The organism is Treponema phagedenis (assembly GCF_008153345.1).
GTDB lineage: Bacteria > Spirochaetota > Spirochaetia > Treponematales > Treponemataceae > Treponema > Treponema phagedenis.
On the sequence record NZ_CP042818.1, the window covers coordinates 2,187,106 to 2,211,152 of the forward strand.

Annotated in this window: 20 protein-coding genes and 1 tRNA gene; 14 read left to right on the forward strand and 7 right to left on the reverse strand. The window is 39.2% G+C overall.

The features are described from left to right. Positions 1–33: 33 nt before the first annotated feature. The 5 genes from FUT79_RS09735 (at position 34) to FUT79_RS09755 (ending at position 4,384) form a co-directional block, all read left to right on the forward strand. On the forward strand, positions 34–732 hold the full coding sequence (locus FUT79_RS09735; protein WP_002700106.1) for a nucleotidyl cyclase domain-containing protein: 699 nt from the start codon (positions 34–36) through the stop codon (positions 730–732). Positions 733–814: 82 nt separating this feature from the next. After that, positions 815–887: transfer RNA gene (locus FUT79_RS09740), tRNA-Asn, on the forward strand. 88 nt (positions 888–975) lie between these two features. Further along, on the forward strand, positions 976–1,788 hold the full coding sequence (locus tag FUT79_RS09745; RefSeq protein ID WP_024752485.1) for an MBL fold metallo-hydrolase: 813 nt from the start codon (positions 976–978) through the stop codon (positions 1,786–1,788). A gap of 521 nt (positions 1,789–2,309) precedes the next feature. Then, positions 2,310–3,971 carry a Na/Pi cotransporter family protein gene (locus FUT79_RS09750; RefSeq protein ID WP_148889605.1) on the forward strand — a complete coding sequence of 554 codons (1,662 nt, stop codon included), beginning with the start codon at positions 2,310–2,312 and terminating at the stop codon, positions 3,969–3,971. Positions 3,972–3,985: 14 nt separating this feature from the next. Continuing rightward, entirely contained in the window at positions 3,986–4,384 is a 399-nt protein-coding gene (locus tag FUT79_RS09755; protein ID WP_002700114.1) for a hypothetical protein, read from the forward strand. 6 nt (positions 4,385–4,390) lie between these two features. Here FUT79_RS09755 and FUT79_RS09760 read toward each other — a convergent pair whose 3' ends face one another. Further along, complete coding sequence (locus FUT79_RS09760) at positions 4,391–5,038, reverse strand: YoaK family protein (RefSeq protein ID WP_002700115.1); 648 nt, start codon at positions 5,036–5,038, stop codon at positions 4,391–4,393. 612 nt (positions 5,039–5,650) lie between these two features. Here FUT79_RS09760 and FUT79_RS09765 point away from each other — a divergent pair. From FUT79_RS09765 to FUT79_RS09785, 5 genes are all read left to right on the forward strand, one after another. Then, positions 5,651–6,676 carry a calcium/sodium antiporter gene (locus tag FUT79_RS09765; RefSeq protein WP_024752482.1) on the forward strand — a complete coding sequence of 342 codons (1,026 nt, stop codon included), beginning with the start codon at positions 5,651–5,653 and terminating at the stop codon, positions 6,674–6,676. Positions 6,677–6,812: 136 nt separating this feature from the next. Next, entirely contained in the window at positions 6,813–7,067 is a 255-nt protein-coding gene (locus FUT79_RS09770; protein WP_002700121.1) for a hypothetical protein, read from the forward strand. Further along, the gene (locus FUT79_RS09775; RefSeq protein ID WP_024752481.1) at positions 7,064–8,017 is read left to right on the forward strand and encodes a TRAP transporter TatT component family protein; all 954 of its coding nucleotides are present in this window, start codon (positions 7,064–7,066) and stop codon (positions 8,015–8,017) included. Before FUT79_RS09770 ends, FUT79_RS09775 begins: the two co-directional genes overlap by 4 nt. Before the next feature lie 28 nt (positions 8,018–8,045). Next, positions 8,046–9,065, forward strand: coding sequence for a TRAP transporter substrate-binding protein DctP (gene dctP / locus FUT79_RS09780; protein WP_044634180.1), 1,020 nt, complete (start codon positions 8,046–8,048; stop codon positions 9,063–9,065). A 25-nt stretch (positions 9,066–9,090) separates the two neighbouring features. Continuing rightward, on the forward strand, positions 9,091–10,992 hold the full coding sequence (locus tag FUT79_RS09785; protein WP_024752479.1) for a TRAP transporter large permease subunit: 1,902 nt from the start codon (positions 9,091–9,093) through the stop codon (positions 10,990–10,992). Between the two features lie 1,660 nt (positions 10,993–12,652). Here the strand turns inward: FUT79_RS09785 and citC are convergent. The 6 genes from citC to glsA form a co-directional block, all read right to left on the reverse strand. After that, the gene (gene citC, locus FUT79_RS09800) at positions 12,653–13,702 is read right to left on the reverse strand and encodes a [citrate (pro-3S)-lyase] ligase (RefSeq protein WP_187426841.1); all 1,050 of its coding nucleotides are present in this window, start codon (positions 13,700–13,702) and stop codon (positions 12,653–12,655) included. Positions 13,703–13,731: 29 nt separating this feature from the next. Continuing rightward, positions 13,732–14,271, reverse strand: a complete 540-nt coding sequence (gene citX / locus FUT79_RS09805; protein ID WP_024752475.1) for a citrate lyase holo-[acyl-carrier protein] synthase — start codon at positions 14,269–14,271, stop codon at positions 13,732–13,734. A gap of 11 nt (positions 14,272–14,282) precedes the next feature. Further along, positions 14,283–15,128: a triphosphoribosyl-dephospho-CoA synthase CitG gene (citG, locus tag FUT79_RS09810; RefSeq protein ID WP_002699035.1), complete on the reverse strand. Its 846-nt coding sequence runs from the start codon at positions 15,126–15,128 to the stop codon at positions 14,283–14,285. Positions 15,129–15,135: 7 nt separating this feature from the next. Further along, positions 15,136–15,639 carry an AbrB family transcriptional regulator gene (locus tag FUT79_RS09815; RefSeq protein WP_024752474.1) on the reverse strand — a complete coding sequence of 168 codons (504 nt, stop codon included), beginning with the start codon at positions 15,637–15,639 and terminating at the stop codon, positions 15,136–15,138. A 389-nt stretch (positions 15,640–16,028) separates the two neighbouring features. Then, a complete protein-coding gene (locus tag FUT79_RS09820; RefSeq protein ID WP_148889609.1) occupies positions 16,029–17,441 on the reverse strand; it encodes an alanine/glycine:cation symporter family protein in 1,413 nt (470 codons plus the stop codon). Between the two features lie 53 nt (positions 17,442–17,494). After that, on the reverse strand, positions 17,495–18,415 hold the full coding sequence (glsA, locus tag FUT79_RS09825) for a glutaminase A (protein ID WP_218137394.1): 921 nt from the start codon (positions 18,413–18,415) through the stop codon (positions 17,495–17,497). A gap of 226 nt (positions 18,416–18,641) precedes the next feature. Between glsA and FUT79_RS09830 the strand changes: the two genes are divergently transcribed. The 4 genes from FUT79_RS09830 to FUT79_RS09845 all read left to right on the forward strand — a co-directional run bounded on the left by FUT79_RS09830 (position 18,642) and on the right by FUT79_RS09845 (position 23,962). Then, the gene (locus FUT79_RS09830) at positions 18,642–19,895 is read left to right on the forward strand and encodes an ISNCY family transposase (protein WP_148879628.1); all 1,254 of its coding nucleotides are present in this window, start codon (positions 18,642–18,644) and stop codon (positions 19,893–19,895) included. 510 nt (positions 19,896–20,405) lie between these two features. Then, on the forward strand, positions 20,406–21,290 hold the full coding sequence (locus FUT79_RS09835; protein ID WP_148889611.1) for a hypothetical protein: 885 nt from the start codon (positions 20,406–20,408) through the stop codon (positions 21,288–21,290). Between the two features lie 9 nt (positions 21,291–21,299). Next, complete coding sequence (rdgB, locus tag FUT79_RS09840) at positions 21,300–21,884, forward strand: RdgB/HAM1 family non-canonical purine NTP pyrophosphatase (protein WP_024752471.1); 585 nt, start codon at positions 21,300–21,302, stop codon at positions 21,882–21,884. A 500-nt stretch (positions 21,885–22,384) separates the two neighbouring features. Next, the gene (locus FUT79_RS09845) at positions 22,385–23,962 is read left to right on the forward strand and encodes a ClC family H(+)/Cl(-) exchange transporter (protein WP_052335696.1); all 1,578 of its coding nucleotides are present in this window, start codon (positions 22,385–22,387) and stop codon (positions 23,960–23,962) included. The last annotated feature ends 85 nt before the right edge of the window (positions 23,963–24,047 follow it).

The following is a 24,047-nucleotide window of genomic DNA, read 5'->3' on the forward strand; positions in this document are numbered from 1 at the left end:
GCCTTTTTTTTCTATTTTTACTATATTAAAGAAATGGACAGCAAAGAGTTTAATTTATTAGGTTTAAATCTTAAAGAAGATGGCAGTGTAGAGCTTGATCCTACAACTCTGGAAGGATTAAAAAAAATGCCCATTGACATTTTTGACAATGTATATTTGGGAGAGGTAAAACCTGATGCATTGATTCTATGTATTGATATTCGAGGCTTTAGCAACTTCCTTTGTAGTCATGACGAACAGACGGTTTTCAGTCTCATCACCTCTTTTACATCAAATTTTCTTTCATGTGTAAACCAATTCGGATACGGTTGCTCGTACTACAAATTGCTCGGAGACGGAGCGCTTGTAATCTGGGATCAAACAAATGAGGATAGTGTTGCGGAAGCTTTATCCGTGTTTACCTCATACCTTCATTTTGCAAAAGAAGAGCTTTTCCCTCCGTACCCCGAATTAGGGCTTGCCGGAGCTCTTGTGCAGGATCTTATTTATAAATACGAAATATCCGCAGAAACATCATTGCTCAAATACCGCGACTATGTGGGATACGGCATCAATCTTGCATGCAGAGTGCAAGGCTTAGCGGAAAAAGATCAGCTGGTAGTAAATAAAATTCTGGCAGATCAAAACTACTTCCAAACAAGAATATCAAAGGATCCTGCCCTTATAAAAGACTTATCCCGATTAAAAGGTTTACGAGAAGAAGATAGAAATGCAATGTATTTTTATGTATAATTAATGAAAATTAAAAATCCGATTTTTTCCGCTTGACATTTTTTATTGTTTTTATTATAGTAACCATCGTTATAAATAACTTTCCCCTGTAGCTCAGCAGGCAGAGCAAGTGGCTGTTAACCACTGGGTCCGTGGTTCGAACCCGCGCGGGGGAGCTTTTAAAAAGCCGAATACGCTTTATGCGTACTCGGCTTTTTTACCCTTGACTGAATAATCATAAGCATTTATCCTATCTATACAAATATGCGCTTAGAAATACTTGGCTCCGGAACAAGCCACGGAATTCCGGTAATAGGTTGTAATTGCAGTGTTTGCACATCCGCTGATCCTCGTGATACCCGATACAGGGCTTCCGCATGGATTCGCCCAAAAAATAATTCGGAAAAACCTTCAATTCTCATTGATTGCGGCCCGGAATTCCGCTTACAAGCCTTGCGGGCAGGAATGCAAAACCTTGATGCAGTATTACTCACTCATTCTCACGCGGATCACGTCCACGGACTTGACGATCTGAGAATATTTAGCTACAAAACCTCTCTGCCTATTTATCTTGAAAAATATTGTGCAGAGGATATAAAAAAACGATTTAGCTATGTTTTTACGCATGCATATGAGGGAGGAGGAATACCGCATTTTTCATTACATGTTATTGAAGACAGCAACCCCGTTTTTTATCTGAAAGGCGTGCGAATAGAAGCCATTCCGCTTATACACGGCAGAATCATCGACTTTGGCTGGAGAATCAAGAACACCGCCTACTTAACCGATTGCAATTTTATTCCGGACTCTTCTTTTGAAAAGCTAAAAGGCTTAAAGAATTTAATTATTGATGGTTTACGGGTGCGCAAACATATCACCCATTTTTGTTTTGCCGAAAGCCTCGATGCGATAAAAAGAATTGCCCCGCAAAAAGCGTGGCTCACACATATCTGCCATGATGTTTCGCATAAAGAAATATGTGCTATCATTGAAGAAGCACAACAAAATGATCCGGAACTTGCCAAAATCAAAATAAGTCCTGCGTATGACGGGCTTATAATTGACGATTTAGATTAAACAATAATTATCACAATTCATATCAAAGAACTTATAGAGTGCCGCGACACATTCAACGAGAAAAGCAAAGAAAAAAAGCATAATTTAAAACTGTGAATATATTTGCGAATAATAAAACGATTCGATGAGCGTTTATACAAAAATCCCCTAAAATCAAATAGCATTCACTGACAAAACATTGATATCATAAAAAAACAGATAACTTGGCGAGCGGAAAAAGCGGCGCAGTTTTAAAGATGATACTTAGCTTAAGAGAATCTCATAAGAGCTATTTTTAGAAGAAGCCTACTGTAATTTTTAAATCATTACCTGTAAATAAATTATAAAAAATTTTATAAAAAAGAGTTCGACACGGCGCAACGGCGAATTTTTGGAGTTTCTTCCATATGGTTCGCCTACGAGTTTTGCCTGGTTACGCTGGAGTATCAGGCAAAACATCGCTGCCCCTTGTTTATGCGTAAGCCCTGTTGAAAATGCTTGAGCCGATTGCATAAGCTATCGTTTTTTGATATGGTGTCGAAGTGGAAACGGTATCAATTGTTTTACAAGCTGTTGGAAGCCTTGGTTTCATTCTTTATGGAATGAAGCTGATGAGTGACGGAATTCAGAAAAGCACCGGAGAAAGCTTACATAAAATTCTCAATTTTATGGCAGGAAATAGATTCCTTGCCGTTCTTACGGGATTTGCGGTAACGGCTATTGTACAGTCATCGGGAGCTACAACGATCATGACTGTTTCTTTTGTAAATGCCGGAATGCTTACTCTGCAACAGGCTATAGGAATTATTTTCGGTGCAAACATCGGAACAACTGTTACCGCATGGATTGTCGCTTTAATAGGCTTTCAGCTTAATCTGGCAATTATTGCCATCCCCGCATTCGGAATCGGTTATTTTTTAACCTTTTTTAAAAAGCTTAAACAGGAAAGCCTCGGCGAAAGTATCATGGGATTCGGCTTGCTTTTCGCCGGACTTGATTTCCTTTCATCCCTTATGCCGTCTCTTTCCGCCGACAACCTTACTTTTTTAAGCATTGCCTCGAAGAGCGGTTTTGCGAGTATTTTTGTCGGTTTTATAGCCGGTTTTATATTGACTGTTATCCTGCACTCATCTTCCGCTACAACCAGTATTGTAATAACCATGGCATACAGCAATGTAATCGGTATTGATTTTGCGGCGGCAAGCGTGCTGGGCAGTAATATAGGTTCCACTGTCGATGCCGTATTGGCGGCTACCGGCAGCAAATTAAATGCCCGCAGAGCGGTGGCTGTCCATGTTCTTTTCAATGTTTTCGGCGCAATACTGTTTTTAGCTTTATTTTATCCCGCCTTGGATCTTTTATACTTTATTACACCGCCAAAGTCGGGACTTGATAATATTACCACTCGGTTGGCCCTCTTTCACTCATTATTTAATCTTATCAACACCATCATCGCCCTCCCCTTTGTCAATCAAATTGCTAAATTTGTCGAGTGGCTTATTAAACCTAAAAAAGACGATGCGCCCGAGCGGTATCAAATTATCTTTAAACATCCGGCAATCAAGGGAAATAACGAAGCATATATTTTCCGCGGCGAGCTTGAAATTGTAAAAATGTCCACCCATGTACAAAGCATGCTTGATTTAATCAAAGAAATGCTTGAAAATGAGCCGAAAACCGATTTTGAACAAATTGTAAAAAATCTTGCAGAAAAGGAAGACTGTGCCGACCAAATGCAAGAAGAGCTCTCACGATATCTTATTCAGATTTCCAGGCTCTCTCTCACATCAAAGGCGGAACATAACGTACGCATGATGTTACGCATCGTTGATGATCTTGAAAATATCACCGATCAATTATATGAGATTGGATTGCATATCAACAAAAGTGTTCAAAAGAAAATGTCGATTAAACAAAAAGATATGGAAAAGCTTTTACCTTATTTCGGTATTGTAAATCGATTTATGCATTTTGTGCATGATCATTTAAATAAACGCCTTGCGCCGAATCAGCTTGCCCTTGCGCACGAAATGGAAGATACTATTGATGCAAAAAGAACCGACTTAAAAAAATTGGCAAGAAAACGGCTTGAAGACGGAGCGGATGTACGTTCCGAGTTACTCTATCTTGACATTGTGCGAAGCATAGAAAAAATAGGGGATTATGCATTTAATATTTCCGAATCGCTTGCAAAAACACGTTGAGGTCTTACGCAAAAATGATTTCTCAAGAAAAACTTGCAATTTTACAAAAAGTAAAAAATAATGAAATTACTGCGGAAGAAGGAATCCGACTTTTGGAAAATCAGATCAAAGAGAATGAGCCGAGTCCGGAAACCGAAAGCAATATTGCTGAACACGACCCGCCGTTTTTTTTCGGTAAAGTACTGAAAATTCAGGTATTTGACCCCAGACTGGCAGGCACAATACATACACATATTCCGATTGTATTCGCAAAAATAAATAAGGCGCTTATTCCATCAATGCTTGATGAGCGCCTTGAGCTTAATGAAGCGCAACTTAATAAAATTATAGAAGCTGTTGACACCGTTGATTCCGGCGATATCATCAATGTATCTGAGCCAGGCGGGAAAAAAATACATGTTTTTATTGAATAAAATTATTCAGAGGTTTTCCTTAGTCCGCCTCAAAATAAAATAAACAACTCCCAAAAAGAGATAAGAACAGCTGGCAATAAGAAAAACATAGTCTTTTGCCGCCAGCACCGAAAAGATCCCTCCAAAAATAAAAAAACACATACTTTTTATATAAAACAGCGTGCGCCGCATCTCGTTCGGTTTCCCCCGCATCGCCATTCCGAAAGATGTTGCCGCATCGGTTAAATAGCCGGTAACGTGGGTGGTGCGTACCAAAATCCCATCAAAAAATATAAACATTCCGTTTTGCATTCCGAGAATAAAAGTTGTTATAAATACGCAAAGGTCCTGCCAAAAATCAAGAAAAAATAAGCTTAAAAATACAACAGAAAATCCTATCAAAAAAAGACCGTATGTTTTTTGCAAATGAAAAACCCGATCATAAAACAAAAATCCCGCGACAAAGGAGCCTGCAAAAAAACATAAAACCGACAAAAAAAGGAAGCGCGCGGAATGAAAATCAAAGCTCCCCAGCGACAGAGCGAGTCGAGTCATATTCCCGGTATGATGACTGACCGAAACCGCATATATTTGAATCAATGCAGTATTTAAAAATCCCGAAAGAAAGGTAAGCCCTTCTATCCAGTTTCGTAAGAGAAAATTTTTCATTTGCATGTTTATATTCTAACCTTTTATCTCAATATAAGAAAGACTGAAACAGATTGAAATAGTAATATAATTTTTTATTACTCCTCGTGTAGCGTTTTATAATTAAGTTCCTGGTATAAAAATCGGAGTATCAACAATAAGAGCTTGCGGATTTAAGCATTCCTATGGTACATTGCTCGCCCTTGCGAAATTCTAAACGATGTTTAAAAGCATCAACAGTAAATTATAAAATTGAAGCTTTTAAACTCGTAGGGTTAGTTTTTTTCACCGGACGTCAAAATCAGAACAATGTAAAACGATGTTTAAAAACTACCACACCGACATAAATAGGAGTTTTTAAACTCGCAGCACTGATTTAAGCAAAAATACTAAAAATCAGGGCGTGGCGGTGGTTCCACACAAAAATGATGTTTTAAAGCAAGACAATTTGTAAAGCTTTAAAACTAACCTGGACTCTTTTTTATAAAATTTTTACGATTTGTATAAAATTCATTAAGAAAAATAATTGAATTATCAAAAAAACGCTGTACTCGGTATAAAACCGGATATAGAAAAACTTTTTGTAAAACTATTGAGCAAAACATCTTAACCCATTATAGTGAAATTCAAGGAGCTCCAATGGAAACCGCACTTCATTCGTTTCTATCAAATAGTAATATCTTTTTTTCTCTCGCTTTGCTTTGTCTCAGCCTATATACGCTTGGTAAGGGCGCCGATGTTTTAGTGGATAATGCAGTAGTACTTTCCCTCAGATGGGGAGTACCTAAGATGGTTCTTGGCGCAACATTGGTCAGCCTCGGCACTACATTGCCAGAAGCATCGGTTTCGGTACTGGCGGCTATACGCGGCAATGCCGATCTTGCTTTAGGCAATGCAATCGGCTCAATCATCGCCGATACGGGGCTTATTTTAGGACTTGCAGCTATAATCGGTGTACTGCCGGTGAACAAACAGCTTATTCATCGACAGGGGCTTCTGCAAATTTCCGCAGCCGTATTGCTTGCAGTCGTTTCGCTTCCGTTTTTTTCTCCCGATGAAACCGGAAAAATTTACCAGTGGATGGGGTGGGTGTTTGTTGCCCTACTTGCCGGATATTTGTATATTTCTTTTAAATGGACAAAGGATGCAATGGGAACGGTAAAAGCAGACTCTTTGGAAGCAACCGCGGAAGAAAAACAAAAGCCGCTCGTAGTAACCTTTATTTTTATGATAATCGGCATTGCGGTAATCATTATTTCGTCAAAGGCGCTTATTCCTGCTGTAGAGGTAGTGGCAATACGCGTCGGCATACCGCAAAGCATTATTGCCGCAACCCTGGTTGCCTTTGGAACAAGCTTGCCGGAACTTATTACCGCAATTACTGCGGTACGAAAAGGACACGGAGAATTAGCGGTAGGAAATATCATCGGAGCGGATATTCTAAACGTGCTTTTTGTTTTGGGGACAGCTGCAGCGGTAACTCCGGCCGGCATCATAGTACCGGTATACTTTTTTTATTTGCAAATTCCCTCCATGATTATCATTTTGCTTGTATTCAGATATCTTTCAACCCGAAAAAGCGGTATTATTAGTCATCGAGGAGGCGCCCTTTTACTCTCTTTATATATCATCTATTTGGTATTAAACTTTTTTATAAAAGGATAGAGTTTAATCATTGCAGTAGTTAACGTTAAATTCCTTGAATTAAAATCTGCAAGCCCCGAGAATTTTAGATACTGGTTTAGCGAGATTTTTGATAAATACTTGATTATAAAGAAAAAAAAAGGTACAGTAAGATCCTATGCCCGAAATTATTGACTGGGAAGACAAAAAGTATAAAGAAATCTTTGAGGATGAGTTGAGACTTTTAAGCCGACGGCGAAAAAATGATCCGAGCTGTACTCTTTCGGATATAGAAGGGATCCTGCACTCATTGTATATTATTGACGGCAATAACCAAGAAGGCAGAAGCACTGTACAACAAATCAGCTTATCTGCCACAATCGCCGCCTATGAGCATTTTATTTATGAATGGAAAGGAGAGTTAAAAAAATGAAAAAACTTTTATTAATGCTTTGTATGATCTCTATAATGAGCTCATGTTCGATTAAAAAGATGGCTTTTAATTCTATATCCGATATGATGGCTCCGCATCCGGAAAAGAAGAAAAACATAGTTTCCGAAACCGATCCGTCTTTAGTAATTGCCGGAGAAGATGATATTACACTTGCAGCAGAATTTTTTCCCACTCTTTTGAAAACATATGAGCTGCTGCAGTTACAAAATCCAAAACATAGGGGCTTAACTATGATGACAGGTTCTCTGTTTATCATGTATGCAAATGCCTTTATCCAAACCCCAGCGGAATTTCTTCCCGACAATCAATATGAAAAACAAAATGCGGAATACTTACGCGCAAAAAAATTCTATTTACGCGGTGCCAAATATGTTTTAAAAAGTCTTGAGTTACAATACCCAGGATTTTCGGAAAACATTTTATCGTCCGATGAGCAAAAAATTGCAAATGCGCTACAGCAATGCAAAAAATTTGATGTTGAAAGTTTATATTGGGCAGGAGCGGGACTCCTTGGTGCATTCAGTTTGGAACCGCTTGATCCTGCTATCACCGAGTCTGTTTTAGGTGCGGTTGCCATGCTGGAAAAAGCTACGGAGCTTGATCCTCAATATAACCAGGGAGCTGTTTGGGACTTGCTGACAAAATTTTATGCGGCTGCTCCAGAACCGCTTGGAGGCGGAATGGAAAAAGCGAAGACAGCCTATGAAAAACTCTTGCAATTTTCGGAAGGGAAAAGCGCATCAGCATATGTAACCTATGCCCGTTCCCTCTGTATTCCCCAACAGGATACCAAAGGATTCGATAAAGCGCTGGAACAAGCACTTGCAATTGATCCGAATGCTGATCCGCATAATAGGTTTATAACAATTTTAGCGCAACAACAGGCTCAATGGCTTAAAGAACATAAAGAAGATTTCTTTATTGAATAGTTTTTTAATTTATTTTTAGGAGATGTTTATGAAAAAACGATGTGTACTTTTTATTTTTGCGGTTTTTTTTCTGAGCGGATTTGTCGCTGCTGAAAAAATTACGTTAAAAATAGCAACCGTGGCTCCTGCCCGCTCCCCGTGGGAAATAGAGCTAAAAAAACTTGCCCAAGAGTGGAATAGAATCACCAAGGGACAGGTTTCGGTACGGTTTTATAACATGACTGTTTTAGGAGGAGAAAAAGCAGGTGTACAAAAACTTCGCTCCGCGCGTCCGGGACAGCCCGCTCCGATGGATGGAGCAATTTTTTCCAGTCTTGGATTACATGAATTGGAACCTAAAAGCGGCATTTATACGCTTTCTCTTCCCTTTCTTATCAAAAGTCAAAAAGAACTGGACCTTGTGCTAAAAACATACGGAAAAGATATTGAAGATCCGATTGCAAATGCGGGTTTCCAGCTCATTACATGGTCAAATGTCGGCTGGCTTTCTTTTTACACAAAAGAATCATACCGAACTTTGAAGGAATTAAAAAGCATCAAGCTTTCTCTTTCCGGCATGGATAGCCCGATTTTAAGTAATAGCTTTAAGGTAAGCGGTTTTAATGTAAAAGATACGCCTATTACAAAATTTGCTCAAGCGTTAAAAAGCGGCGGTGTAAGTGGTTTTCTTGCAGTGCATTTAGCCACTTGGGCTACCGGTTTTTATAAAGATATAAACTATGCTCTTGATTCAAGAATATGCCCGATTATGGCGGGTTTTGTTATTTCCAAAGAATCATGGAATAAAATACCGGCACAATATCAGGCACCGATGCTTGCCGCAGCGGAAAAAGCCCGTAAAGCATTGAATGAATCGCTTGACTCTTCTGACAGAGAATATGTCAAGAAAATGGAACAAGCCGGGGTAAAGATGATTAGACTGACTCCGCAGGAGCTTACGGAATGGCAAAAGGAATTCAATATGAATATTGATCAGGTAAACAAATCGCTTCCGGGCGCTTTCAGCATGCCTTTGTATAAGAAAATTCAAAGCTTACTGGCTTCTTAGTAATAAATATCCAAATACGTATCTTATGAAATTAAAACTTAGACAAATTTTAAATATAATTGTACTCACTTTGGCAGGAATTCTTACCGTCCTGCCTCTGTGTTTTTATCTTGCCGGAAAGATTATAAACATCCCGTTTTTTTCCGATAGTTCAAACACATCGCATACCGTTTTTGCCGAACAGATACGACTGGTTATCTTGTCGTCGGAAGGCGTATTAACTCATATTGTGTTTATTTTTGTTTGCTTTGCCGGTATTATTACCTCAGCGGATAAAAAACAGCTCAATATAGAAGTTTTTGTTTCAAAGCTCAGTGAAAAAGCTCAGCATATTGTCGGGCTTGCTATTGATGGTTTAATAATCACCGTATTGGTGTCGGTGTTTTTTGCCGCATGGCCGAATGTTTTTGCGGTTTTTGATCCTGCGGATAATCTCTGGGGAATCCCAATACGTTTTATTTTCATTACCTTGCCGATAATGTACATCGGGATTCTCGGTATCCAAATTGCAAGAACTCAAAAGATTATTCCGATCATACTCGGCATTGCGATCGGGTTGTTTATCAGTACGGGATCTCTTGCATCGATTATCTATAATCTTTTTGAAGCGGACATCGGTTTTCTTGATTCCGTTTTTAATTATTGGAAAAGCTTCGGATCGCTGCTGTTTTGGCCGCTTATCCTTATATTGATAGCTTCCGCCTTTTTCGGAACGCCCCTTTATATTGTATTGCTCGCCATTGCATATCTTGCAACCAGTGTTGACGGCGGCTATGTAGATGTTGTGCCGCTTGAAGGATATAAAATTTTAACCGACACGGGCGGAATAGCGGCAATTCCCCTGTTTACCATCGCAGGTTTTATTCTTGCACAAGGAAGTGCCGGCAAACGGCTATTAGAGCTCGTAAAAAGCAGCGTCGGTTGGCTCCGAGGCGGCGTAGTGATTGCGGCGGTGGTAGTTGCGGCATTTTTTACAACCTTTACAGGCGCATCGGGAGTAACCATTCTGGCGCTTGGCAGTATTTTAAGCTTAATTCTTACCGGAAGCGGCTACGACGAAGAAAATGCGGAAGCGCTTATTACCTCATCCGGTGCCATAGGTTTGTTGTTTCCGCCCAGCATGGCGATTATTATTTTCGGTGCAACAAATATTATGAAGGTCAATATCTTTGACCTGTTTAAAGGTGCTTTAATTCCGGGAATTCTTTTATCGCTTTCAATGATTGTGCTCGGCATCATAAAAGACAAAAATAAACATCGCGTACCATTTTCTTTTCAAGCCCTGCTCATTGCCTTCAAGGAAAGCATCATAGAGCTTTTACTGCCCATACTGATTATAGTCGGTTATTTTTCAGGCGCATTCAATCTTTTACAGGTAGCGGCGTTTACCGTTCTCTTTTCTTTTGTGATGGAGGTATGGATTCGTAAAGATTTTGATGTTAAAAAAGCCGCATCGATTATTTTGGAAAGCGTTCCGATAGCCGGCGGCGTTTTAGTCATTGTTGCGGCGGCAAAGGGACTTTCCTTTTACCTCATTGATGCAAATGTCCCCGATATGCTAACCGGATTAGTACAAACTTTTGTTACCTCAAAGTATGTATTTTTACTTTTACTCAATATTCTCTTATTGATCGTGGGATGTATAATGGATTTGTATTCGGCTATCATGGTTGTGTCTCCGTTGATTATGCCGATTGCCTTAAATTTTGACATTCATCCGGTACATACGGGCGTTATATTTTTAATGAACCTTGAGCTCGGCTTTTTAACTCCTCCGGTTGGAATGAACCTGTTTATTTCAAGTTATACATTTAACAAACCTGTTCTACAAATTGCGAAAAAGGTCTTACCGTTTTTAGGAGTACAGCTGATTATACTTTTAATAGTAACATATATCCCTTGGTTCAGTACGGTTTTATTACAATAAAAAGAGCCCCTGTTTAGTTTTTGACGTCCTTGTCAAAAACTAAACCACGAGTTTTAAAGCTTTGCAAACTTATTTTGCTTTAAAACATCGTTTCTGTTTGGAACCACCGCCACGCCCTGATTTTTAGTATTCTTGATTAAATCAGTGCTGCGAGTTTAAAAACTCCTATTTATGTCGGTGTGGTAGTTTTTAAACATCGTTTTACATTGTTCTGAGTTTTGCCGTCCATGGCAAAACCTAACCTACGAGTTTTAAAGCTTTGCAAACTTATTTTGCTTTAAAACATCGTTTCTGTTTGGAACCACCGCCACGCCCTGATTTTTAGTATTCTTGATTAAATCAGTGCTGCGAGTTTAAAAACTCCTATTTATGTCGGTGTGGTAGTTTTTAAACATCGTTTTACATTGTTCTGAGTTTTGCCGTCCATGGCAAAACCTAACCTACGAGTTTTAAAGCTTTGCAAACTTATTTTGCTTTAAAACATCGTTTCTGTTTGGAACCACCGCCACGCCCTGATTTTTAGTATTCTTGATTAAATCAGTGCTGCGAGTTTAAAAACTCCTATTTATGTCGGTGTGGTAGTTTTTAAACATCGTTTTACATTGTTCTGAGTTTTGCCGTCCATGGCAAAACCTAACCTACGAGTTTTAAAGCTTTGCAAACTTATTTTGCTTTAAAACATCGTTTCTGTTTGGAACCACCGCCACGCCCTGATTTTTAGTATTCTTGATTAAATCAGTGCTGCGAGTTTAAAAACTCCTATTTATGTCGGTGTGGTAGTTTTTAAACATCGTTTTACATTGTTCTGAGTTTTGCCGTCCATGGCAAAACCTAACCTACGAGTTTTAAAGCTTTGCAAACTATTTTGCTTTAAAACATCGTTTCTGCTTGGAACCACCGCCACGCCCTGATTTTTAGTATTCTTGATTAAATCAGTGCTGCGAGTTTAAAAACTCCTATTTATGTCGGTGTGGTAGTTTTTAAACATCGTTTTACATTGTTCTGAGTTTTGCCGTCCATGGCAAAACCTAACCTACGAGTTTTAAAGCTTTGCAAACTATTTTGCTTTAAAACATCGTTTCTGCTTGGAACCACGGGCCCGTGCCCGTTCGGAGTTTTGCCGTCCATGGCAAAAACTAAACTCACGAGTTTAAAAACTTCCTGTGATAAAAAAGAGCTCGACACGGCGCAAGGGTGGGCAATTTACCATAGTGATGCTGAATCCGGTAAGCTTTACAAATACTTTTGCTTTAAAACATCGTTTCTGTTTGGAACCACGGGCGTCCGTGCCCGTTCTGAGTTTTGACGTCCATGTCAAAAACTAAACTCACGAGTTTAAAAACTTCCTGTGATAAAAAAGAGCTCGACACGGCGCAAGGGCGAACCCTTGGAACTTCTACCTTTGGTTCGCCAACGAGTTTTAAAGCTTCAATTTTACAATTTTGTATTGATGCTTTAAAACATCGTTTGGAATTGAGTAAGGGGGGACGATTTAGCATAGGGAAAAAGCTTCAATCATTGTGCAATTGTTTTTACTGATGGTTTTACACGCATTACAGCTGCCCTTTGCCGTAGAAAAATTTTCGTACGTACCTCTTACTAAAATAAAACAGTCGAATTATACCAAAACGCCGCGCGTATCCCTTCCGTTAATGCACGGTTAATCAGGCATGCGCACCGGCTCCCGTATCTTTTTTAAAACAGGTTCGGCTTGAGGAGAAAGTAAAAAACGGTATGTTGCTTCCGGCACAAACTCTTTCAATACACACAACTCTTCCTGTCCGCTGGTTTCCCGTATGATTTTCCGCACTGCCGACGCAGAGATTGGATTTCCCGCATGGGTTTTCCGCTGCACTTCCACACAGGTAATTCCAAAATCCGGCAGCAGCTCTTTCATTACTTCGTTATAGTTTTTAGTTACCGGATCATTCGGTTCGGTTCCCACATAGCGATAGTGAATATTTAAAGCCGGTGCAATATAAGAGCCGAAAATGTTTACATCAAGACGGGCATGAGTTTCCACAATCACCTTTGAATCTTTTAAAAAATAACTGGGAAAAATCGATGATGAAATAATATATTTTCCGCCCGCATGAATTTGCAGATTGGAAAGATGCGCGGTTCCCTGCTTTACCAAATCATAGCGAACGGCAAACGGAAAAACCGATTTATCTTCTTCTACAATAAAAAGATGCACAGCATCATTTTCTTTGCATGCGGTTTCTATTAAAAATTGATGTCCGTAGGTAAACGGATTACAATTCATTACAATCGCCGCAATTTTTTTCCCCGACCGCTTGTACGACTCAAGACTCTTTACATACTCGTAAAGAAGTTTAGGATTATTATCAAACAAAACAAGCTTGTCCGTTTCGGCGATTTGCGTAAACCCGAGACTTGAAAAAAAGGCGGCATTGTCAGGTTTGGTAAAAATAAAAAGATGAAATATTCCGATGCTCGCGGCGTATTCGATCACCTTGCTTATCAGCATATTGGTTATCGCCATACCGCGATATTCGGGATCAACGCCGATACATTTTATTACATGCCGCGCAAGCGAGGCGGAGCCGATTATCGTGTCGCCTATCTTTGCAAGAACGGTGTACTCGATATCATCATCAAGCAATAAGTCCTGCGCCACCAGAAAATTTTTCAGCGCGTGATATTCGGATGCAATACTTAAAAAAGCTCTTTCGTATGTGATATTCATTTCTGTATCTCCTTTTTTTGTTATTATCATTAAGATTGAGCTCGGCGCTCAGATAAAAATTCATGTATCAGTTTTTGGCAATATGCGGAAAGCTCGAATGAATTATGAGTTTGCATTTTACAACAAAGCGCCGCTTCTTGCGAGCAGAGTAAGCAGCGGCGCGGCGGAAGTTTACATTCTCTGCGCGAAATTTGAGTAAAATCTTTGTCAAAAACATCGATATCAAGTAAGCGAAAGGGCGGAATGCTTTCTTCTAATTGTATCATACGGCGTTTAAGCTGTTCAGCATTTTCGCTTGATACAACAAACCCCTCCAACCCTGTCGGCTTGTCTTTTACACTAAGATGCAAAATATTTTCAGTCGTCAAAAGGGAAAGAATTTTTTCCCATCCCACATAAAAAAACATATCGATTTCGGTTGAGCGTTTTATTTTCCCCGGAATGTTCAGCGTATACGAGATAAGCGATTGATGATACCGATTGATTAACTCTTTTTGGAATGAACTCCGCTCTTCCCGTGCTTTCAATATTGTAAGCATTCTCTTTTCCGTATCAGAATCGTAGTACAATGTTCTTTCTCCTATACTCTTTGTTTTAAAAAATAAAATAATAAGGTTAAGGCAAGATAATCTGCAACACCGCCGGGACTTATGTTCTTTTTAATACATGAAGCATTTAACCTTTTAAGCATCTCGTAATTATTTTTTCTAAAACTATTTTCATCGTTTAAAATGTTTTTCGCCTCTGCTTGCAGCCACCGCAGATGCTCATATCCGCCGCGGCCGATAACATTTGTATCATCTAAGGATTTCATAATATGCAGCATGGTGTATAAAAGCGCATCGTTGATATTTTCTCCCGTGTAAAAAGATTCAAAAGCTCGCAGCCCTATATGTAGTGCTTTTGAAAAACCTTCTTCCGCCTCTCCGCGAATGCCTTTTATTCCAAGTTGTAAAAATGCGGATTGCCCGTATGTTTTACCAGGCATTTTATATCGCATTTCCTCTGAAATATTATGAACCATTTTTGTAATATATTCAGAAATACCATGCGGATCATTTCGCTTTTCAGGATTATTTTTTTCCACGTAACCTGCAGCAAGACAAACAAGTCCGAAAGAAAAAATAATCCCTTTATGCGTGTTCACTCCTCCAGTTGCACGAAGCATGATTTTTTCCGCTTCAACTCCGAGCGAGCGAGCTTTTACAAAAAGTTCCGATGGAGTACCGGTATGTTGTACACCATATTCCGCGCACTGCAGAAAATAAGGATACAAGGCAAAAGCACTTTCAAAAAAGGTGAAAAGATTCATATCGGTATGAGCGCCTGAATCATTGGAATCCACAAGACCGGGTTTCGGCGTGGCGATAACCTCATAAACAAGAGCCTTTACACAATATGAAGCAATAGTATGCGCAAAATTCATACGAGATCTACACTAATTTGCTTATAAACTTTATTACCAGAGGAATTAAAATAACCACAAACGTTAGCCGAATAGTATGCACGGTTGCAACTACCTTTACATCCGCATTATAGGAATCGGCTAAAATTGTCATATCGGTTAAACCGCCCAGTGATGTTGACAGAAAGGCGGTTATAATATCCACCCTTCCAAGCTTATAAAAAATAAAACCGAGTATTAAAGAAAAAACCAATAAACAACTGACCACCATAAAAATAGGAACAAGCAGTTCTTGTAAGTGCACAAGCACTTCTTTTTTAAAGCTGCTGCCGATACTTGCGCCCATGACAATTTGCACGATAATCTTTAGATTAGGCGGGATATGAGCTTGATTGCTTAGAATATTATACGCTGCCGTTGCGATGAGGGCACCAATCATTGCGCCTGCGGGAATCTTGAGTTTTATGCCGAGAAAACCGCCAAAGCAGGCAAAAATAAATGTTACGGCAATTTTTACAATACTTGAATGCACGGAATACCTCTTGTCTAAAATTAAATGATACTTTGTTCTATTATAAAGAAAAAGCCCCGAAAAATCTTCATCTTACAAAGCTTTTCGTAAGTTTCTCGCAAGCGTTATGTCAGCATTTTTATTTCGCCGAATTAATTTAAAATGTTTAGCATACAAACAGGAAGCTTGCGTGTAATCGCAACTCTAATCGGAATAGTAACAATTTGTATAAGATGTATTAAAAACGGAATGAGTTATCAAAAGCATTGCAGCAGATGAAAACATGTATAAAAATAGTTTTCTTGTTCAAGAATAGCGTAAATTGTGCCGTATGGTTATAACTTTTTTACTTAGGCTTCAAAAAGACAAAGCATCTGCTGAGGGAAATCCCTCACCAGATGCAATACGTTTTACTTCCAATAATCCAAGTTGCTTGTGTCTATGCCGATGTCCTTCGCGTGGAATACAGGATCCTTTCCTTCTTTTCGCTGTTTTTCATAATCTTTCAGCGCAAGGATTGCTGTTTTCCCTAAAATTAAAATTGCCGGTAAGTTGATGAGCGCCATCACTCCCATCAGGAAATCTCCGATATCCCATGCGAGTGCTTGTTGTTGAGCCGCTCCGAATAGGATAATAACTGCCGCAAAAATGCGGTATATCGTCATAAAAGTTTTGCTCGGTGTTTTACCGTTTATATACGCTAAGTTGCTATCCACATAGAAAAGGTTTCCCAGCAAAGTGGTAAAGGCAAATAAAATCAACGAAAAAGTAATGAAGTAGTGGCCGAAATTTCCCATAATGACCGAAAGTGCTTTTTGCACATAGGGAGCACCCGCCAGCTCTGCACTTGGTTCAATTCCCGAGCCCAGACACATAAAGGCGGTAGCACTACCTATCAACACAGTATCGATGAATACGGAAAGCATTTGCACCAAACCTTGTTTTACCGGATGGCTTACGTCCGCCGCAGCAGCCGCATTCGGTGCGGAACCGATACCTGCCTCGTTTGAATACAAACCGCGCTTAATTCCGTACACCATACAAGAACCTGCGATCCCGCCGAAAATTGCTTTAAAGTTAAAGGCATCCTGAAATATTTTTACAAAGATACTCGGCAGTAAACCGATATGCACAACGAGCATGATAAGTGAAACAAGAATATAAATAATACTCATCAAAGGAACCAAGGTCGAGGTGAATTTAATAATACGCTTTCCACCGCCTAATACGCAGTATCCGGTGATCAGAGCCAGTACCGCCCCGATAATCCAAGGAGTTACATTCGGGTTATAAAATTCATAGAGTTGAAATGAGGTTTGTAAATTATACGCTGCAAGCATATTAAATCCGACCGCATAGGTTAAAATCAAACTAACCGCAAAGACAATGCCCAGAGCCCTGCTTTTGAGCGCTGTTTCTATATAGTATGAAGGACCGCCGTAGCTGCCACCGTTTTCATCTCTTTTTTTATAAATCTGCGCAAGCGTTGATTCGATAAATGCGGAAGAGCCGCCAACAATGGCAACCACCCACATCCAAAAAACAGCACCGTATCCGCCCAAACAAATCGCATTGGCAACCCCTACAATATTTCCGGTTCCAACCCGAGAGGCTGTCGATACCATCAAAGCCTGAAAAGATGAAACGCTTCCCGCATGTTCGGGTTTTTCCTTCACAATGCGAATTGTCTCTTTCAGTAACCGTCCTTGCAAAAACCCTGTCCTCAGGGTAAAATACAAGCCTACTCCAAGCAGCAGAATAATCAAAATCGGATAATATAATAATCCGTTGATCATTCCGAGAGCGCTACTAAACCATGCCATATAAATCTCCTCGTTCAATAAAACTACTCAATATTCTTACTCTATATTATCTCTTAATAGATACTGAGTCCCAAATCTCTTGAAATGCTTTCAAGCATTCTGATACCGACGTAGGAATTCCCGTGAGAATCCAATCCCGGACAATAAACCGCTAAACCGAAACCGCCCCTTGTTGCGGTTACAATGCCGCCCCCTACTCCGCTTTTAGACGGAATACCTACCCGCAGTGCAAACTCACCGGAATAATCATACATACCGCATGTTGCCATAACGGTGCGTAAGATTTTCGCATGCTCTGGCTTCATCCGTTGTTTTCCGTCAATGCCGACTCCGTCTTGAGACAAGACAAAACTTAAATTTGCCAAGTCAGCGGTATCCGTTAAAATAGAGCAGCTTTTAAAATAAGCATTTAATAAATCTTCTACGTTTACATTCGGAGCAATAATTTTATCATTCAAAAGCATATAGGTTAGCGCCCTGTTTGCAAAAGCGCAGGAGCTTTCAGATTCAAAAATGCTTCGGCTGTAATCCATTTTTTCATTACCAACAAGTTCACGAGTTCTGTTTAAAATCATTTCAAAAGTATTATTGCCGTATTTTTCATGCAGCAGCCAGGTTGCCACAATTGCTCCCGCATTGATAAAAGGATTGACAGGAATATTTTTATTGCTTAATTCTAAATCTAAAATGCTATTATACGGTTTTGAGGATGGTTTTACACCGATAAAATTTTCTATGTAATCTAAATCGTAATGCTCCAGCACGCAAAGGTATATAATAACTTTTACTACACTCTGAATAGTAAATTTATGGTGCGGCTCCCCTACTTCATATTGCTGCCCGTCTTTATCGATGATTACCGCCGCCGCAATATTCGGATTCTCTTTTTCCAACTCGGGAATATAATTTGCCGGCACGCCTTTTCCCGCATATGCGATTCCGTAATCATAGGCTTTTTGTAAAATATCTTTCAAAATGATACACTCCACCTAATGTATGAACCATTCATAAAAAAATTTTTAAATGATATTTTTTATTGCTACAATAAAAATGATAAGGGCAGAATTCTCATTTGTCAATAAAAAAATATAAAATTGTCTTTAATCTGTGATAATTTCACCCCTATAAGTTTTCAATAAATATTTCACCCCTATATTTTACCGAGGTGAAATTATTGACTTATTACATTACACTGGAGGAATGAAATTATTTATGAGCATTGATCAAATTACACGAGGACATGTTATCGCCAACTGCTTAGAGGGGAGATGTACGGTACAACAAGCTGCGCTTCGATTAAACCTTTCACGAAGACGCGTACAGCAATTAAAAAAGGCGTTCAAAGAAAAGGGTTTAGCAGCAATGCTGCATGGCAACAGTCAGCGTCCCTCTGCAAAGAAGACCTCGAAAGAAATTGAGCAGCGATTACTTGCGCTGCGAAGCGATCCCGCATTGTCAAAAAGCAATTTTTTGCATTTTCATGAAATAGTAACTGAAGAATATCAATTGCAGCTGTCATATTCGACTCTGCGCCGTATTCTGTTATCACATGGAATTTATTCACCAAAGAAAAGACGAACACGAAAGAAGGTGCATAAAACGCGCGAGAGAAGAGCTTGCTTCGGAGAGCTGTTGCAAGTGGACGCAACCCCGTTTCCTTGGTTCGGCGGGAAAGAAAAATCCGCATTACATGCTTTTATTGATGATGCGCGCGGAATGATTACCGGTCTTTATTTATGCAAAAACGAGTGCCTGCTCGGATATTTAGAAGTTCTGCGGCAGACACTCGAAAATTACGGACTCCCTGCCGCTCTTTATCCGGATAAGTGTAGCGTTTTTTTTGTTAATGCAAAAAAACAGTTATCCATTGAGGAGCAATTACAAGGAACCAAGGAACAAGTAACACAATTCGGCAAAATTATCAAGTACTTAGGAATCGATATGTTCCCGGCTCATTCATCACAAGCAAAAGGACGTGTTGAGCGATTATGGCAAACTTTACAAAGCCGACTCCCTGTTGAATTTGCACGACGCGGAATTACAACCATAGAGCAAGCAAATCAATTCTTAAAAGAGTATATCGGTATTTTCAACAAACAGTTTGGTGTTCCTGCCTGCGATTCATATTCAATGTTTGTACCGACGCCAAAAACACTCGATCTTGATAAACTGTTGTCATCGGTTATTACGCGCAAACTTTCAAGCGGATCTACCATCTCAATCAAAAACCATTTGTTTAAAATTGAGCAGAATAAATTCGGCGCAGGCACAATGGTAAATGTATTGATTTCCCAAAAGCATGGTATACGCGCTTTAATACATGATGAATTCTATCCGATTGTACCGCTCGATGATATATACCGAACCGATACGGTTGGACGAACCGGAGACCTGCCTCAAGTAGTTATTGACTTGATTTATGAATTCTTACTTAAAGATGCAAAAGCAGGATAACTCGATGTGTTAAGGGGTGCAATTTTCATTGCAAAATTAACCCCCTTTAGGGGTGAAATATTCACTGGTTATTGACATAAAAAAATATAAAATATTTAAAAAAAAATTAAGAATAGAAGAGTCAAAAATTTGGGCACAGAGATTTTATATGGATGGTGTAGCGTTTGTAATTAACTTAACCTGTTATGCAAAGCGAAGCAAAAATAAAAATTCCAAGGTTTCGCCCTTACTCAAGTCCAAACGATGTTTAAAAGCATCAGCAGTAAATTATAAATTGAAGCTTTTAAACTCGCAGCACTGATTTAATCAAGAATTCTAAAAATCAGGGCGTGGCGATGGTTCCATACAGAAACGATGTTTTAAAAGCACAAACTTTTTCCAAGTGCTTTTAAAACCAAACCGTTGTTTCTTCTATAATTAATGTAAGAACCTTACATTTTTCTTACTTATTTTTAGGCATGATATTTGCTTTAGATTCAGTAATAATAACTATAAAGCGAGGAAATTGATATGAGTAAATTTATGCTGCCCGATATTCCGGAGAATTTTGCGGATTTATCACAAGAAGAGCAAAAAGAATTTGCAGATGCAATTTTTGAAGTGCTCTATTTTAATTCCGCACGGATACTGTATCCGATGCGGTATGTTGAAGAGGAATTATTTGATTTTCTTCTATTATTTTATCAAAATTTAACAACCACGATAAAAAAATATAATAGAAATTTATCAAAATTTTCAACCTACATTATCGGATCGTTTCGATTTTCGTATAAAAGCTTTAAGAGAAAACAGATGCAAAATAAAATAATGCAGAATACGCTTTTATATCATGAGAAGTCAGGCTTGGAAACAGAAAATTCCTACCATATTGAGACCGGATATCAATCAGCTTTTGCAGCTTCAAACGAACCTACATATACCGTATCAGTTGAACCAAAAATGAAAGAAGTAAAAACGGAACGTAAAAAGAAAATTCGAAATAAGACACTATTGCTTCTTGCTTGTAAATCCTGTCTTCATATCGATGATGATTTAATTAAAAAAATTGCAGCAACAATAGAAATGGAATTTTCAGACTTATATAAAATTATTTTAAATCAACGGCAAAAACTGGCAAATAAAGATCACAAACTACAAAAGATTCGTGAAAGGAGAAATGCGTATTATATAAAAGCGTTGCTGTATGAGAAGTTGCATAGTCGAACAGAACCTTTTTCCGAAAATCAGGAAAGGTACCGAGAGCGAATTGAGTTTTATCGGCGGAATTGGGAAAAAGCATGCAATGATTATAAACAGGTGAAAAAAACTCCAAGTAATAGGAAATTGGCAGAAGTTATCGCTATGTCGAGGGGATCAGTTGATAAGTATCTTGCGCAGGTAGAAGAAAACATATAAACTCTTTCTATGAAACTATATATTGCAACAGGAAATGAGCATAAAAAGAAAGAGTTTATGCAAATCTTACAAGGCATACACTGCGTGCTGCCTAAGGATGAAGGAATTTCCTTTGATCCGGAAGAGACGGGATCGAGTTTTTTAGAAAATGCCCTAATAAAAGCAAAGGCTCTTTTTTCGGAAGTTAAGCAACCGGTTATTGCCGATGATTCAGGGATTTGTATTGATGCACTTGGCGGAATGCCGGGTGTGTATTCAGCACGATATGGAGATAAGGCCGGAAAGATTCTTAATGCTGAAGAAAAAAACATGCTTGTGCTGCAACAAATGACAGGAAAGCAAGAAAGAAGCTGTCGTTTTGTTTGCTGTATTGTGCTCATGCTTTCGTCTGACAGGATATACACAGTTCAGGAAACTTGTGAAGGGATTGTTGCCGATAAACCGTTCGGGGAAGGCGGTTTCGGCTATGATCCGATTGTGTATCTTCCGACATTTCAAAAGACGGTTGCAGAGCTGAGCGAAGAAGAAAAAAACCGATTTTCACACCGCGGAAAAGCAGGAGCAAAAATAGCAGCTCTTTTAAAAATGCTCTAATGTAGCGTTTTGTAATTAATTTCCTGTTATAAAAATCGGGGTATCAACAATAAGTGACTGCGGATTTAAGCATTCCTATGGTAAATTGCTCACCGTTGCGCCGTGTCGAACTCTTTTTTATAAAACTTTTTACGTTTTGGTAAGATGTATTAAAAAAACGCTGTATTAAGGATGAAAAACCGATTTGGAATTTTGCATAAAAATAATGCAATAGTCCGTCTGCGTTTAAACCGCAACGTCGATAAAAAATATGCTTTGGCTGTAATGCAGGGGATCGCAGTTCGATACCCTGCATTTTTGTCTTTTATAATTTACCGAATATGATACAAAGCATTGCGCTGCAAGCCGGCGGGCTGTAAGTATTTAGCTCCGAAAAATAAGTCGGATAAAAATCGGATAAAAAATTGTAAATCACGGTGCCCATTAACGTATGCTTTTATTTTTTGCGTATGCCTCGTCAAATAATAAATTTCTGCTTGTCAAACAAAAGCATTATCAGTATGATAAAAACCATGCAATCAAAAACAAAAGAACTTTTGTCTGAGTGGTATGGCTCCAATTTTATGCTAATGATTGAGAGCCTTGTGATCGGTGTTTTAACAGGCTTTGTAGTAGTAGGTTTTAGAAAAGCAATCGAATATGTTACATTCGGGCGAATGCGACTGTATGCGATCTTGGAAACAAAAGGCATATGGTATTTTTTGCTTTGGATTTTTGCCGTTGTTATTATTGCGTATTTACTGGGGCTTATGAGTAAACTGTATCCGATGATTAAAGGCAGCGGTATTCCGCAATTAAAAGGTTCTTTTTTGCATAGGCTTGAATTAAAAACATGGCCGGAGCTTCCGCTTAAAATAATTACCGGAGCGGTTGGAATAGGTATGGGGATGTCGCTTGGGAGGGAAGGTCCTTCTGTTCAAATAGGAGGTTATGTCGGAGATGCTTGGGAAAAAATCGGCAAGCGTACTCCGATGGAACGAATCTTTTTGGTAACAAGCGGTGCCGCAGCGGGGTTGGCTGCCGCATTTAATGCGCCCCTTGCCGGGGCTGTGTTTGCGTTAGAAGAGTTGCATAAACATTTTAATCCGATCTTGCTTATCTGTGTAATGATAGCCTCTGTTTCCGGAGACTTTATTGCAGGTCATTTTTTCGGGGTGGGAGCTGTTTTTAAATTTAACGATTTGAGCATTTTGCCGCTCAAATATTTTCCCTGGCTTATACTGCTTGGTATCATCATTACTATTGTCGGAGATATTTTTAAACGCGGATTGTATCTTTCTCAGGATTTGTTTGATAAATCTAAAATTCCTGTTGCGTTTCGTCCGATCATTCCGATGCTTGTTGCAGTTCCGATTGCGATTTTTTTAACCGATGCTTCAGGCGGCGGGCATACCTTAATAGAAAAACTAGCATCGCAGGAATACTCTTTTTCTCTTTTGCTTGTTATTCTTGTGGTGAAACTTATTTTTACCGGCTTGTGCTACGGGTCAGGCAGTTCAGGCGGTATTTTTTTGCCGCTTCTTGCCTGCGGTGCGCTTACGGGAATTATTGTTTCAAAGGCGTTAGTGCACTTTCAGATGCTGGAACCCTTGTATACTCTTAATTTTATGATTTTCGGAATGGCGGCGTGCTTTTCCGCGGTGGTAAAAGCACCGCTTACGGGAGCAATCCTCCTTTTAGAAATGAGCGGAAAGCTTACGCATCTTGGCGGTTTGGTATTTACCTGCGCTATTGCCTTTGCTTTTTCTACTCTGATAAAATCTCTTCCCGTGTATGAGGTATTACTTGATCGGCTGCTTGCAAAATCAAAAAACGAAGCTGAGAAAAGTGCCAACAAAACAAAAAAGGAAATTGCGGAGCTGTCGGTAAATCCTGGCTCCCAACTTGATGAAAAACTTGTAAAAGAAATTGTATGGCCAAAGCACTGCTTAATTGTAGGGATTGGCCGCGGTGAAGAAGAATTTATTCCCAACGGCAATACTAAAATCTATGCGGGCGACAGGCTAATTATTCTCACCGATGAGGACGCGATGAGGGAAACCATTGCCGCGTTAATGTTGCTCGCGGGGATTTCTTAAAACACAAGATAGGTTTTACAAAATAATTGTGTTAAAATGTAAGATAAAAACTTCTATATCTATCGGAACATTAACAGGATGCTTG

What these genes read in the sequence shown, in the direction of transcription:
- FUT79_RS09775 (WP_024752481.1), top strand. Translation starts at nt 7,064, where the DNA reads ATGAAAAAACTTTTATTAATGCTTTGTATGATCTCTATAATGAGCTCA.
- citG (WP_002699035.1), bottom strand. Translation starts at nt 15,128, where the DNA reads ATGAATTTTGCGCATACTATTGCTTCATATTGTGTAAAGGCTCTTGTT.
- citC (WP_187426841.1), bottom strand. Translation starts at nt 13,702, where the DNA reads ATGAATATCACATACGAAAGAGCTTTTTTAAGTATTGCATCCGAATAT.
- FUT79_RS09745 (WP_024752485.1), top strand. Translation starts at nt 976, where the DNA reads ATGCGCTTAGAAATACTTGGCTCCGGAACAAGCCACGGAATTCCGGTA.
- rdgB (WP_024752471.1), top strand. Translation starts at nt 21,300, where the DNA reads ATGAAACTATATATTGCAACAGGAAATGAGCATAAAAAGAAAGAGTTT.
- FUT79_RS09755 (WP_002700114.1), top strand. Translation starts at nt 3,986, where the DNA reads ATGATTTCTCAAGAAAAACTTGCAATTTTACAAAAAGTAAAAAATAAT.
- FUT79_RS09765 (WP_024752482.1), top strand. Translation starts at nt 5,651, where the DNA reads ATGGAAACCGCACTTCATTCGTTTCTATCAAATAGTAATATCTTTTTT.
- FUT79_RS09785 (WP_024752479.1), top strand. Translation starts at nt 9,091, where the DNA reads ATGAAATTAAAACTTAGACAAATTTTAAATATAATTGTACTCACTTTG.
- FUT79_RS09760 (WP_002700115.1), bottom strand. Translation starts at nt 5,038, where the DNA reads ATGCAAATGAAAAATTTTCTCTTACGAAACTGGATAGAAGGGCTTACC.
- FUT79_RS09820 (WP_148889609.1), bottom strand. Translation starts at nt 17,441, where the DNA reads ATGGCATGGTTTAGTAGCGCTCTCGGAATGATCAACGGATTATTATAT.
- FUT79_RS09735 (WP_002700106.1), top strand. Translation starts at nt 34, where the DNA reads ATGGACAGCAAAGAGTTTAATTTATTAGGTTTAAATCTTAAAGAAGAT.
- FUT79_RS09845 (WP_052335696.1), top strand. Translation starts at nt 22,385, where the DNA reads ATGATAAAAACCATGCAATCAAAAACAAAAGAACTTTTGTCTGAGTGG.
- FUT79_RS09770 (WP_002700121.1), top strand. Translation starts at nt 6,813, where the DNA reads ATGCCCGAAATTATTGACTGGGAAGACAAAAAGTATAAAGAAATCTTT.
- FUT79_RS09830 (WP_148879628.1), top strand. Translation starts at nt 18,642, where the DNA reads ATGAAATTATTTATGAGCATTGATCAAATTACACGAGGACATGTTATC.
- dctP (WP_044634180.1), top strand. Translation starts at nt 8,046, where the DNA reads ATGAAAAAACGATGTGTACTTTTTATTTTTGCGGTTTTTTTTCTGAGC.
- FUT79_RS09835 (WP_148889611.1), top strand. Translation starts at nt 20,406, where the DNA reads ATGAGTAAATTTATGCTGCCCGATATTCCGGAGAATTTTGCGGATTTA.